Origin of the sequence: Pseudomonas sp. R76, assembly GCF_009834565.1 — a bacterium.
In the GTDB taxonomy this organism is placed as follows: Bacteria; Pseudomonadota; Gammaproteobacteria; order Pseudomonadales; family Pseudomonadaceae; genus Aquipseudomonas.
In genome coordinates, this window is the sequence record NZ_CP019428.1 from 5,003,432 (window position 1) to 5,016,193 (window position 12,762).

General features: G+C 58.7%; 15 protein-coding genes. 11 read left to right on the forward strand and 4 right to left on the reverse strand.

All coding sequences use genetic code 11. From position 1 onward, the window contains the following. Positions 1–139 precede the first annotated feature (139 nt). On the forward strand, positions 140–1,705 hold the full coding sequence (locus tag PspR76_RS22450) for a methyl-accepting chemotaxis protein (protein ID WP_159958842.1): 1,566 nt from the start codon (positions 140–142) through the stop codon (positions 1,703–1,705). Positions 1,706–1,820: 115 nt separating this feature from the next. Here PspR76_RS22450 and PspR76_RS22460 read toward each other — a convergent pair whose 3' ends face one another. Further along, positions 1,821–2,507, reverse strand: coding sequence for an alpha/beta family hydrolase (locus PspR76_RS22460; protein WP_159958844.1), 687 nt, complete (start codon positions 2,505–2,507; stop codon positions 1,821–1,823). Between the two features lie 79 nt (positions 2,508–2,586). Here PspR76_RS22460 and ccoN (PspR76_RS22465) point away from each other — a divergent pair, with 79 nt between their 5' ends. From ccoN (PspR76_RS22465) to PspR76_RS22510, 10 genes are all read left to right on the forward strand, one after another. Continuing rightward, complete coding sequence (ccoN, locus tag PspR76_RS22465; protein WP_159958846.1) at positions 2,587–4,020, forward strand: cytochrome-c oxidase, cbb3-type subunit I; 1,434 nt, start codon at positions 2,587–2,589, stop codon at positions 4,018–4,020. Positions 4,021–4,030: 10 nt separating this feature from the next. Next, positions 4,031–4,639, forward strand: a complete 609-nt coding sequence (ccoO, locus tag PspR76_RS22470; protein ID WP_017134815.1) for a cytochrome-c oxidase, cbb3-type subunit II — start codon at positions 4,031–4,033, stop codon at positions 4,637–4,639. Positions 4,640–4,642: 3 nt separating this feature from the next. Next, positions 4,643–4,843: a cbb3-type cytochrome oxidase subunit 3 gene (locus PspR76_RS22475; RefSeq protein ID WP_159958848.1), complete on the forward strand. Its 201-nt coding sequence runs from the start codon at positions 4,643–4,645 to the stop codon at positions 4,841–4,843. Continuing rightward, entirely contained in the window at positions 4,840–5,787 is a 948-nt protein-coding gene (gene ccoP / locus PspR76_RS22480; RefSeq protein WP_159958850.1) for a cytochrome-c oxidase, cbb3-type subunit III, read from the forward strand. The genes PspR76_RS22475 and ccoP (PspR76_RS22480) overlap by 4 nt, the downstream gene beginning before the upstream one ends. Positions 5,788–6,172: 385 nt before the next feature. Then, the gene (ccoN, locus tag PspR76_RS22485) at positions 6,173–7,615 is read left to right on the forward strand and encodes a cytochrome-c oxidase, cbb3-type subunit I (RefSeq protein ID WP_159958852.1); all 1,443 of its coding nucleotides are present in this window, start codon (positions 6,173–6,175) and stop codon (positions 7,613–7,615) included. Beyond that, positions 7,615–8,223 (forward strand): cytochrome-c oxidase, cbb3-type subunit II, encoded by a 609-nt coding sequence (gene ccoO / locus PspR76_RS22490; RefSeq protein ID WP_159958854.1) that lies wholly within the window; start codon positions 7,615–7,617, stop codon positions 8,221–8,223. The genes ccoN (PspR76_RS22485) and ccoO (PspR76_RS22490) overlap by 1 nt, the downstream gene beginning before the upstream one ends. A 5-nt stretch (positions 8,224–8,228) precedes the next feature. Next, positions 8,229–8,414 carry a CcoQ/FixQ family Cbb3-type cytochrome c oxidase assembly chaperone gene (locus PspR76_RS22495; RefSeq protein ID WP_016775513.1) on the forward strand — a complete coding sequence of 62 codons (186 nt, stop codon included), beginning with the start codon at positions 8,229–8,231 and terminating at the stop codon, positions 8,412–8,414. After that, the gene (gene ccoP / locus PspR76_RS22500; protein ID WP_159958856.1) at positions 8,411–9,388 is read left to right on the forward strand and encodes a cytochrome-c oxidase, cbb3-type subunit III; all 978 of its coding nucleotides are present in this window, start codon (positions 8,411–8,413) and stop codon (positions 9,386–9,388) included. The genes PspR76_RS22495 and ccoP (PspR76_RS22500) overlap by 4 nt, the downstream gene beginning before the upstream one ends. Positions 9,389–9,547: 159 nt before the next feature. Next, positions 9,548–9,802, forward strand: a complete 255-nt coding sequence (locus PspR76_RS22505) for a type II toxin-antitoxin system Phd/YefM family antitoxin (protein WP_101272438.1) — start codon at positions 9,548–9,550, stop codon at positions 9,800–9,802. Then, a complete protein-coding gene (locus PspR76_RS22510; RefSeq protein WP_159958858.1) occupies positions 9,803–10,213 on the forward strand; it encodes a type II toxin-antitoxin system VapC family toxin in 411 nt (136 codons plus the stop codon). A gap of 75 nt (positions 10,214–10,288) precedes the next feature. On the opposite strand, the gene PspR76_RS22515 is transcribed toward PspR76_RS22510, so the two are convergent. The 3 genes from PspR76_RS22515 to PspR76_RS22525 all read right to left on the reverse strand — a co-directional run bounded on the left by PspR76_RS22515 (position 10,289) and on the right by PspR76_RS22525 (position 12,466). After that, positions 10,289–10,708: a hypothetical protein gene (locus tag PspR76_RS22515; protein ID WP_159958860.1), complete on the reverse strand. Its 420-nt coding sequence runs from the start codon at positions 10,706–10,708 to the stop codon at positions 10,289–10,291. 269 nt (positions 10,709–10,977) lie between these two features. Next, positions 10,978–11,721, reverse strand: coding sequence for a hypothetical protein (locus PspR76_RS22520; protein ID WP_159958862.1), 744 nt, complete (start codon positions 11,719–11,721; stop codon positions 10,978–10,980). Between the two features lie 49 nt (positions 11,722–11,770). After that, the gene (locus tag PspR76_RS22525) at positions 11,771–12,466 is read right to left on the reverse strand and encodes a hypothetical protein (RefSeq protein ID WP_159958864.1); all 696 of its coding nucleotides are present in this window, start codon (positions 12,464–12,466) and stop codon (positions 11,771–11,773) included. Positions 12,467–12,762 lie beyond the last annotated feature (296 nt).

Below are 12,762 nucleotides of genomic sequence, written 5' to 3' on the forward strand. Positions count from 1 at the left end.
CGACTTCATGCTCTAAGCTGTCCAAGAATGCTTACCGACACAGCGGGATAGATCGCCCAGGCAAATAACCTTCAGAAATTTCCTCAACAATCGCCCCCACCTGCCGATACCCCCTGAAAGCCTTGCGGATTGAACAACCATGCGTAATAACCAACCCGTTACCCAGCGCGAACGTACCTTCCCCGCTCAGCAACGGTTGATCTCCACCACAGACGCCAAAGGCGTGATCACCTACTGCAACGACGCCTTTGTCGAGATCAGTGGGTTCACCCGTGACGAACTTATCCGCGCTCCGCACAATTTGGTGCGTCACCCGGATGTGCCGTCGGCCGTGTTCGCGCACATGTGGTCCACGCTCAAACAAGGCTTGCCATGGATGGGCATCGTTAAGAACCGCTGCAAGACCGGCGATCACTATTGGGTTAACGCCTACGTGACACCGGTCTTCGATGGCAACCAGGTGATCGGCTACGAATCGGTGCGCATCAAGCCCACCGCCGAGCAGATCCGCCGGGCCGAAGCGCTCTATCAACGGATCAACCAGGGCAAGTCGGCCGTTCCTCAGCGGGACAAGTGGCTGCCGGTGTTGCAGGACTGGCTGCCGTTTATCCTGGTCAGCCAGTTGAGTTTCATGATCGGCGCGTCACTCAACTCCCACTGGGGCTTTGCCCTGGCGGCGGGGTTGTCGGTGCCGTTGGGCCTGTTGGGCCTGAGCTGGCAACAGCGTGGCCTCAAGCGTTTGCTGCGCCTGGCGGAGCAGACCACGTCCGACCCGTTGATCGCACAGATGTATACCGACAGCCGTGGCGCACAAGCGCGACTGGAGATGTCGATTCTCAGCCAGGAAGCGCGTCTTAAGACCTGCCTTACGCGCTTGCAGGATACGGCCGAGCACCTCAACGACCAGGCCGCGCAGTCCAACACCCTGGCGCACAACAGCTCCAGCGGCCTCGAACGCCAGCGCGTGGAAACCGAGCAGGTGGCCACCGCAGTCAACCAAATGGCAGCGACCACCCAGGAAGTCGCCAGCCACGTGCAGCGCACGGCTGACGCCACCCAGGAAGCCAATCGCCTGACCGGTCGCGGTCGCGATATCGCCGGGGAAACTCGCGAGGCGATCCAGCGCCTGTCGGTCGCCGTGGGTGAAACCGGTGTGACCGTCACCCAGTTGGCCAAGGACAGCGATGAAATCGGCGGCGTGGTTGACGTGATCAAGGGCATCGCCGACCAGACCAACCTGCTGGCCTTGAACGCCGCCATCGAGGCGGCCCGCGCCGGTGAGATGGGCCGTGGTTTTGCGGTGGTCGCCGACGAGGTCCGTCAACTGGCGCAGCGCACCGCCGAGTCCACCGGGCAGATCCATGCCCTGATCGCCAAGCTGCAGCACACCGCTGCCGCCGCCGTGCAAACCATGGACGCCGGGCATCGCCAGGCCGAAGAAGGCGTGGCGCGGGTGATGGAGGCGGACCAGGCATTGGTGGGCATCAGTGAAGCGGTGGCCAATATCACCGACATGACCACGCAGATCGCCGCCGCCACCGAAGAGCAAAGCGCGGTGGCCGAAGAGATCAGCCGCAACATCAGCACGATTGCGCTGTTGGCGGATCAGACGTCGGAACAGGCGATGAACTCGGCGCAGTTGAGTGAAGAGCTTACCCATACCGCGAATACCCAGTACTCGCTGGTGGAGCGCTTCAACCGCTGATACAGATCGTTCCCACGCTCTGCGTGGGAACGCCTCCTGTGACGCTCTGCGTCACTGCTTCAAGAGCGGACGCAGAGCGTCCAGGGCTGCATTCCCACGCGGAGCGTGGGAATGATCAGTGGAGAAACCCAGCCACCTTCACCGCCGCAGCCTCCAAATGCTGCTCATGACTAAACCCCGAAGCCTTCAACGGCTTCAAATCATGATCCCCCGCCACCAGCCACATCACCTCGATGCTCGGCGACAACGCATACCCTTCCACCGCCGCCCGATTGCCCAACGCATCGCGCTCACCCTGCACAATCAACGTCGGCGTCTTCAACCCGGCCAAATGTTCGGTGCGAGGTTTTTCCGGCTTGCCCACCGCATAAAACGGATAGCCCAGGCACACCAGCCCATCAGCACCCAATTCATCCGCCAGAATACTTGCCATGCGCCCGCCCATGGACTTGCCGCCAACGGCCAGTTTCCCAGCGACATGACGTCGCACCTCGGCGTACACCTCACGCCAGGTTTCCAGCAGTTTGGGCGCCGGGTTCGGCGGGCGTTTCCCGCCATCCACACGGCGCTGGGCCATGTAGGGAAACTCGAAGCGCACCACGTTCACGCCATGCCCGGCAAGGCGTGCAGCCATGTCGTTCATAAACCCCGAGTCCATTGGCGCGCCGGCGCCGTGGGCCAGGATCAATGTCACCGGCGTACGCGCGATAGACCCTTGCGCCGCATCCCACAACCAGCCGCGCTCACGCACACACTGCGCCCATTGATCCCCGTCAATACTGGCCTTGTGCTCTTTGCCCATGCTTGCCTCGCTTTTTAGTCTGCCTATAACTCCAGCCCAAGTGCCGCATTTGCTTGGGTTGAACCGTGGATGGGGAACCATGAACACTACTTTAAGTACCGCCTATAACTACAAGGTGGTCCGCCAATTCGCCATTATGACGGTGGTGTGGGGCATCGTCGGCATGGGGCTCGGGGTTTTTCTCGCCGCCCAATTGGTTTGGCCTGCACTCAACTTCGATTTGCCGTGGACCAGCTTTGGCCGCTTGCGCCCACTGCACACCAACGCGGTGATTTTTGCTTTCGGGGGCTGCGCGCTGTTCGCCAGCTCCTTCTACTCGGTGCAGCGCACCTGCCAGACGCAGCTGTTCGCGCCGAAAATCGCCGCGTTCTGCTTCTGGGGCTGGCAGTTGGTCATTCTGCTGGCGGCGATCAGCTTGCCGCTGGGCTACACCAGTTCCAAGGAATACGCCGAGCTGGAATGGCCGATCGACATCCTCATCACCATCGTCTGGGTGGCCTACGCCATCGTGTTCTTCGGCACGGTGATGAAGCGCAACACCAAGCACATCTACGTCGGCAACTGGTTTTTCGGTGCGTTCATCATCACCGTGGCCATCCTGCATATCGTCAACAACCTGGAAATCCCGGTCAGCCTGACCAAGTCCTACTCCCTCTACGGCGGTGCGACGGATGCCATGGTGCAGTGGTGGTATGGGCATAACGCCGTAGGCTTTTTCCTCACCGCCGGCTTCCTCGGGATGATGTACTACTTCGTGCCGAAACAAGCCGAACGCCCGGTGTATTCCTATCGCCTGTCCATCGTGCACTTCTGGGCACTGATCACCCTGTACATCTGGGCCGGCCCGCACCACTTGCACTACACCGCGTTGCCGGACTGGGCGCAGTCGCTGGGCATGGTGATGTCATTGGTGCTGCTGGCCCCCAGCTGGGGCGGCATGATCAACGGCATGATGACCCTGTCGGGCGCCTGGCATAAGTTGCGCAGTGACCCGATCCTGCGCTTCCTGGTGGTGTCGCTGGCGTTCTACGGCATGTCGACCTTCGAAGGCCCGATGATGGCGATCAAGACCGTCAACGCCCTCTCCCACTACACCGACTGGACCATCGGCCACGTACACGCCGGCGCCCTCGGTTGGGTGGCGATGATCTCCATCGGCGCGCTGTACCACATGATCCCGAAAATCTTCGGCCGCGAGCAGATGTACAGCCTTGGCCTGATCAACGCGCACTTCTGGCTGGCCACCATCGGCACCGTGCTCTACATCGCCTCGATGTGGGTCAACGGCATCGCCCAGGGCCTGATGTGGCGTGCGGTCAACGAAGACGGCACCTTGACCTACTCCTTCGTCGAAACCCTGGTGGCCAGCCACCCTGGCTTCATCGTGCGGCTGGTGGGCGGTGCGGTGTTCCTCAGCGGCATGTTCCTGATGGCTTACAACACCTGGCGCACCGTGCGCTCGGCGCCATCGCTGCAAGCCGCCGAACCCGCCACCGCCGCGCAGATGGCCTGAGGAGTCTGTGATGAAACACGAAACGATTGAAAAGAACGTCGGCCTGCTGATGCTGCTGATGGTGCTCGCCGTGAGCATCGGCGGCCTGACCCAGATCGTCCCGCTGTTCTTCCAGGACGTGACCAACAAGCCGGTCGAAGGCATGAAGCCCTACACCGCGCTGCAACTGGAAGGTCGCGACATTTATATCCGCGAAGGCTGTGTGCAGTGCCACTCGCAGATGATCCGCCCGTTCCGCGCCGAGACCGAACGCTACGGCCACTACTCGGTGGCGGGCGAAAGCGTGTGGGACCACCCGTTCCTGTGGGGCTCCAAACGCACCGGCCCGGACCTGGCCCGCGTCGGCGCGCGCTACTCGGACGACTGGCACCGCGCGCACTTGTACAACCCGCGCAACGTGGTGCCGGAGTCGAAAATGCCGGCCTACCCGTGGCTGGTCACGGCCCCGGTCGACAGCAGCCACACCGAGACCAAGTTGAAAGTGATGCGCACCCTCGGCGTGCCGTACACCGACGACGACATCAGTGGCGCGGTCGCCAGCCTCAAGGGCAAGACCGAGATGGACGCGCTGGTTTCGTACCTGCAAGTGCTCGGCACTGCCATCAAGAGCAAGAGGTGAGCCATGGGATTTGAATTCGATGCGGGCACCATCCGCGGCCTTGGCACGCTGGTGGTCGCCATTGCGTTTATCGGCCTGTCGCTGTGGGTGTTCAACAACCGGCGCAATGCGGAATTCGAGCAGGCCCGCCTGCTGCCTTTCGCCGATGAACCTCTTCCATCCGACGCTCAAGAAGAGCCTGCAACAAGGAGCACACGCCCATGACGACGTTCTGGAGTACATGGATCTGCGTATTGACCCTCGGCAGCCTGGTCGGCCTGACCTGGCTGTTGGTCGGCACCCGCAAGGGCGAGACCAAAGGCAGCGTCGACCAGACCATGGGCCACGCCTTCGATGGCATCGAGGAATACGACAACCCGCTGCCCCAGTGGTGGTTCATGCTGTTCGCCGGCACCTTGGTGTTTGCCGTCGGCTACCTGATTCTCTACCCGGGCCTGGGCAACTGGAAAGGCGTGTTGCCGGGCTATGAAGACGGCTGGACCCAGACCAAGGAATGGGACAAGGAAATGGCCAAGGCCGACGCCAGGTTCGGGCCGATCTTCGCCAAATTCGCAGCCATGCCGGTAGAAGAGGTCGCCAGGGACCCGCAAGCGCTGAAGATGGGCGGTCGCCTGTTCGCCTCCAACTGCGCGGTGTGCCACGGCTCGGATGCCAAGGGCGCTTACGGCTTCCCGAACCTGGCGGACAACCTCTGGCGCTGGGGCGGTTCGGCTGAAGCGATCAAAGCCACCATCCTCAACGGGCGCCACGCAGCGATGCCGGCCTGGGGTGAAGTGCTGGGCGAGGACGGTGTGAAAAACGTCGCCGCCTATGTGCGTCACGACCTGGCCAAGCTGCCGTTACCGGCCAATAGCACCGCCGACCTCGCCGCCGGGCAAGCCGCGTTCAGCACCACCTGCGTGGCCTGCCACGGCCCACAAGGCCACGGCGTGGAAGCCATGGGTGCGCCGAACCTGACCGAGCCTGCCGGGTTCATTTACGGCACCAGCCTGGCGCAGTTGCAGCAGACCATCCGCCACGGCCGCCAAGGCCAGATGCCGGCGCAGGAAGTGCTGCAGGGCAATGACAAAGTGCACCTGCTCGCCGCCTATGTTTACAGCCTGTCCCACAACGCTGACGGCGCAACGCCAGAAAGCCAAACGGAGTAACTGCTGACTGTGGAGAGGGAGCTTGCTCCCTCTCCACAGCAAGCTCCCTCGCCACAGGTTCTGCATTCATTCTTGAAGTTGCGCGACCAAGTGTCGCACCCTTCCCGAGACCAACTTTCCCCTCCTGCTAATCGGGTCTACGCTTGCTTGCACAGTGGACCGATTCCGGCGTACGCAGCAACAGCTGTTGCCCCCTTAAAAATTCTTGTCCACTCGATCAGCTTTCGATTTTGGATTTTGTCCTTACACCAAACATGGAAAGGGCGCAGAATCTGGCGTGGAACGCATTGATACAGGTCAGTCATTGCGTTGCAATGGCCCCTCGGTTTCTACATACTTGCGGCCGATTTTACCTATAAAAAAACCTAAACCGTGGAACCTTAGAATGAGCACAGCAATCAGTCCGACTGCTTATAACTATAAGGTAGTCCGCCAGTTCGCCATCATGACGGTGGTCTGGGGGATCCTTGGCATGGGGCTCGGGGTGTTCATCGCCTCGCAATTGGTTTGGCCGGAATTGAATTTCGGTTTGCCATGGACGACCTTCGGCCGCCTGCGCCCGCTGCACACCAACCTGGTGATTTTCGCCTTCGGTGGCTGTGCGTTATTTGCCACTTCCTACTATGTCGTGCAGCGAACCTGCCAGACGCGACTGATCTCCGACGGCCTCGCGGCCTTCACCTTCTGGGGCTGGCAAGCCGTGATCCTCGGCGCCATCATCACCCTGCCGCTGGGCTACACCACCACCAAGGAATACGCCGAGCTGGAATGGCCGATCGCCATTTTGCTGGCCATCGTCTGGGTGACCTACGCCGTGGTGTTCTTCGGCACCATCGTCAAGCGCAAGACCAAGCACATCTATGTCGGTAACTGGTTCTACGGTGCGTTCATCCTCGTGACGGCGATGCTGCACATCGTCAACCACGCGTCCCTGCCGGTCAGCCTGTTCAAGTCCTACTCGGCCTACGCCGGGGCGACGGATGCGATGATCCAGTGGTGGTACGGCCACAACGCCGTGGGCTTCTTTCTCACCACGGGCTTCCTGGGGATGATGTATTACTTCGTGCCCAAACAGGCCGAACGTCCCATCTACTCCTATCGCCTGTCCATCGTGCACTTCTGGGCGCTGATCACCCTGTACATCTGGGCCGGCCCACACCACTTGCACTACACCGCACTGCCCGATTGGGCGCAGTCTTTGGGCATGGCGATGTCGATCATCCTGCTGGCCCCGAGCTGGGGCGGCATGATCAACGGCATGATGACCCTGTCGGGCGCCTGGCATAAGCTGCGCACCGACCCGATCCTGCGCTTCCTCGTGGTATCGCTGGCGTTCTACGGCATGTCGACCTTCGAAGGGCCGATGATGGCGATCAAGACGGTCAACTCGCTGTCCCACTACACCGACTGGACCATCGGCCACGTGCACGCCGGGGCGCTGGGTTGGGTAGCGATGATCTCCATCGGCGCGCTGTACCACATGATCCCCAAACTGTTCGGCCGTGCGCAGATGCACAGCGTCGGGCTGATCAATGCGCACTTCTGGCTGGCCACCATCGGCACCGTGCTCTACATCGCCTCGATGTGGGTCAACGGCATCACCCAAGGCCTGATGTGGCGTGCGATCAACGATGACGGCACCCTCACCTACTCCTTCGTCGAAGCGCTGCAAGCCAGCCATCCGGGCTACATCGTCCGCGCCCTGGGCGGTGCGTTCTTTGCCAGCGGCATGCTGTTGATGGCCTACAACGTCTGGCGCACCGTGAGTGCCTCCGACCCGGTAGAAGCCGAAGCCGCCGCCAAGATCGCCGTTGTGGGAGCTCACTGATGAAGCATGAAGTAGTCGAGAAGAATATCGGCCTGCTGGCCTTCTTCATGGTCATCGCCGTGAGTATCGGCGGCCTGACCCAAATCGTTCCGCTGTTTTTCCAGGACGTGACCAACAAGCCGGTGGAAGGCATGAAGCCGCGCACCGCGCTTGAGCTGGAAGGCCGCGACGTCTACATCGCCAACGGTTGCGTGGGCTGCCACTCGCAGATGATCCGCCCGTTCCGCGCCGAAACCGAACGCTACGGCCACTACTCGGTGGCCGGCGAAAGCGTGTGGGACCACCCGTTCCTGTGGGGTTCCAAGCGTACCGGCCCGGACCTGGCCCGCGTCGGCGCACGTTACTCCGACGACTGGCACCGCGCGCACTTGTACAACCCGCGCAACGTAGTGCCTGAGTCGAAAATGCCGGCGTACCCGTTCCTCGTGGAAAACAAGCTCGACGGCAAGGACACCGCGAAGAAGATGGAAGTCTTGCGCACCCTGGGCGTGCCCTACACCGATGAAGACATCGCCGGTGCCGCCGCCGCCGTTAAGGGCAAGACCGAAATGGACGCATTGGTGGCCTACCTGCAGGGCCTTGGCACCCTCATCAAAAGCAAACGGTGACCTGCATGGATATCGGGATGATTCGTGGCCTGGGCACCGTTGTGGTGATGGTGGCCTTTATCGGCCTGGCACTGTGGGTGTTCAGCCCCAAACGCAAGTCGGAGTTTGACGACGCAACCATGTTGCCCTTCGCGGATGACCCCGAAGCCATCAAGCACGTCGAGCAAGCGTCTAGGAGTAACAAAGAATGACTACGTTCTGGAGTCTGTACGTCACAGTCCTCAGTCTGGGTACCATCTTCGCCCTGACCTGGCTGCTGCTGTCGACCCGCAAGGGCCAGCGCACCGAACAGACGGACGAGACCGTCGGCCACTCGTTCGACGGCATCGAGGAATACGACAACCCGCTGCCGAAGTGGTGGTTCATGCTGTTTGTCGGCACCATCATTTTCGCCCTCGGTTACCTGGCGCTGTACCCAGGCCTGGGCAACTGGAAAGGCCTGTTGCCGGGCTACAACTACCTCGACAACGACAAGCAAACCCCCTTCGCCAACGGCCAGACCGGCTGGACCGGCGTGCACGAATGGGAAAAGGAAATGGCCAAGTCGGAGGCCAAGTTCGGGCCGATCTTCGCCAAATTCGCCGCCATGCCGATTGAAGAAGTCGCCAAGGACCCGCAAGCCTTGAAGATGGGTGGCCGTTTGTTCGCGTCCAACTGCTCGGTGTGCCACGGCTCCGATGCCAAGGGCGCCTACGGTTTCCCCAACCTGACCGACGCCGACTGGCGCTGGGGCGGCGAGCCGGCAACCATCAAGGAAACCATCATGAAAGGCCGCCACGCGGTGATGCCGGCCTGGGCTGAAGTGATCGGCGAACAAGGTGTGGCCGACGTCGCGGGTTTCGTGGTGACCAACCTCGACGGCCGCAAACTGCCCGAAGGCGCCAAGGCCGACGTGGCCAATGGCGCAAAACTCTTCGCCGCCAACTGCGTGGCCTGCCACGGCCCGGCCGGTAAAGGCACCCCAGCAATGGGCGCGCCCGACCTGACACATCCGGGTGCATTCATCTACGGTTCGAGCTTCGCGCAACTGCAACAGACCATCCGTTATGGCCGTCAGGGCCAGATGCCGGCGCAGGAGTTGCTGCAAGGCAACGACAAAGTGCACTTGCTGGCAGCCTATGTGTACAGCTTGTCCCATGGGGATAAACCGGCTGAGGAGCAGTAAGCCTCAGGCATGACAAAGCCCCGAATTACGGGGCTTTGTCGTTTCTGGCGCCTGCCATTTCAACGACTGCCCCCTCCACCGCTCGTAACATCAAACTTGTCGACCGCCGCGGGGAAGTAGTAACGTAACTACATTAAATCTGCCGAAGGGGGATGCCCCATGACCATCACCACCATTTCCAGCCGTGAATTCAATCAAGACACAAGTGGTGCCAAAAAAGCCGCCCGTCAGGGGCCGGTTTTTATCACTGATCGCGGCAAGCCCGCCCATGTACTGCTAAGCATTGAGGACTACCAGAAACTGACAGGTCTGAATGTCGACATCGTCGACCTGTTGGTGATGCCGGAAGCGGCCGAAATCGACTTTGAAACCGAACGTGCCGTGATCACTCACCGCCCCGTGGACCTCTCTTGAATGTACCTGCTCGATACCAACGTAATCTCTGAACTTCGTAAACCTCAGGCCGACGCCCGCGTGGTGGCCTGGGCGAAAAGCGTTATCGCCCCACGCATGTTCATCTCAGCCATTACGCTGAAAGAATTGGAAACCGGCGTACTGCGGATGGAGCGCCGAGACCCGGCTCAGGGGAAAGTGCTCCGTACGTGGCTCAAACGTCACGTAATGCCAGCGTTCGATGCCAGGATATTGCCGATTGATGCCGCCGTTGCGCTGCGTTGTGCCCATTTGCATGTGCCGGGCCTGGCGAACGAAAGTGACGCACTGATCGCCGCGACCGCTCTGGTTCACGGGCTTACCGTGGTGACTCGCAACGTCAGCGACTTTCAATCGAGCGGTGTCCCACTGATAAACCCCTGGTGTGAATGAACTTGCGCCTTCCGGGCGCGTAAAACGCTCCACCGATTACTATCGGCGAAACGTTTTATGAGTACGCACCAGCGACTATTGACGAGGTTGACCGCCCACTCGGATAGGCCCAAGGGGTTGTGGAGTGAAATCACGAACGTAGGGGCGCGCCCCGTTTACATCCCTTGGCAGATAGTGGTCTACCACCCCGACGAAACGTTCAAATGGATAGCTCTGCGTATGGCTACCGACAAAGCCCCTTAACGCTTCATTATTCAGCAACCCAAGCGCCAACTGCTTGATGGCTGGGTCACCGTTGCCAGTGGCTATTTTCTTGAGCGAGTCCAGGGTGATATACCCTTTTTTATCAGGGTCTTCCAACCTGGAAAAGTTTTCCACTACCTGCTGCGCCAGTTTGGCATCCTGGCCACTCGGCCTATATCGTGCACCTGTCGGCCTCTCGTACACGCCCGGTTCAGCTGCGGGCTTCTGGGTGACGAATGTTCCAATTTCCATCTTTAAGCACTCCTCTAAGTTGCACCGATTGAGAGTGAACGGTGTACTCATGAGTAGCGAATAAACCAACAGCCGTTCCTGAAATACATATAGCGTCACACACATGTATTCTTACGGAATCGTTCTAATAGTTAATACCTCACTGAATAATCATCGCAGAGCAGTAAGGCTTCAGAGACCACAAAGCCCCGCGCAGCGAACGCTGACGGGGCTTTGTTACTTACGCGCGTAGACAGTACAGACAGTCTCGGGCTTTTATAGGCTGATCATTAGAGACGCGTGCACTCAGTGGCATAATGCCCCTTGTAATAACCCGCTATCTCCTGCCCTCTTTCATCGTAATCAATTTTCTGAGGATATCCGGAACCATAAGTTTCCACAGAGGAGTACCCGACTATTTCTTTTAGCGTATTTATACCAATCTTGTCATCAAGGGAGCCGTTCGGCGCCGCATCCATCCTCTTGAACAGGTCCAGCCGGCGCAACAGTTCACGTGCAAACGATGAGTCTTCTGCTGTAAACCCATCCTCGCCCTTTGAGTGCGCCGCCCGCTCAAGAGAACTTCGAGTGACAAAGTTAGGATCATTCGGATCAGTAAATTTTTTGAAGTTCATGACAAGGTACTTACTCATGGCTTTATCACTCCAGCCACCGAAGTTTTTCTCATCGTTGCTGGGTGCGATTGCGTTGAATATATCCTCCCGATAAATCCTACTGTCTAACAGACCCTTGCCATCTTTGTCCAACGCATACATGAAGTCGTGCCGCTTCCGAGTCTCCTCGGCGACGGCTCTATCCTTTGGAGAATGCAAGCCCGAAATAGCGACTTTTCTGAGCGACTCGGGAGTGATATACCCGGTTTTCGGGTCGATGAATGTTTCAAAATTAAAAAACAAGTGAAAACCTAACGAAAAGTTACTCGCAGACTGAGCAATTTGTGCAGGCGTGAGCTTGGGGGCTTCCACAGGCACAGTGCTATTAGTTGAATTTACGACCGGAGCGCTTACATTCATAGATCACCTTTAGTTTAAAAAAAGATACCGCATGATTGACTTAGCGCTGTTAGAGAAAATCCGTTTTCCAAGAGGCCCCACCAAATTCACCATGTTTAACATAACGATTCTTCATCAGAAGTGTGCCATCCTCGCCATACAGAGCGTACGTTTCAGCGGTGAATGAGTTTGACGCAGTTGAATAATCGCCGACTTCTTTACCCTCATATACTTTTTTCGTCACGAGCCTATCGTAGACATCTCGCTTAGATACAGCACCATCCACATCAGAGCAGTAGGGGTCTTCGTACCCGCTGAACAACTCTTTTCGGTTCAACAACTCACTCGCGAAGGCCATAGCCTCGGGGGTAAACTGACCGTCTTTCGAGTTTGCAACGCGCTCCAGAGAAGCCCGTGTAACAAACTCCTTATCACCAGAATCCATGGACGACAAAACCACGCTGGGCTTAGCGTCTGCATCCATAAACGTATTGAAATGTTTACCGAGGTATTGAGTGATCTCCTTGTCGCTCCATTTACTCAGTTCTTTCGGACCACTGGGCGACGTGGTCCCTGCCACTGATGCATCGCTGGAAACATCCTGCTTTGCAGCCTCTTTTCTGGCCTCGGCAAATTTGGCTATTTGCCTGTCCAGGTAATTGGTTAGTACAAGACGGGGGTAATCAATGGGCTCGCCTGATTTAAGCGCATTAGCAAGCTGATCCACCGGAAAGTTAGGTACAAACGAATTTCGTCCGACGTCCATATATTTTGTTCCTTCAATATCCTGTGCTTGGAATTAAGCAAGGTTCCATTAAGTGGAGAATTAAAAAGAACAGTTCCTTCGTGTAAATTCGAGTCTGTTAAAAGGCATTTCCGACCTATCGAAACGTAGAGCTCCTACGGCATGGATTTCAATTGCGCACAAACCGACCGCGTGGCTGACTGGGCTCACCAGGGCGCATCGTGGTGTCCACCTGCCTGTGCCCGTGCTGACTATGACCCTGGGACGAATGCCCTCTGCGTCTGAAAACCGTCCATACTTCACAAGTCAATTGATCC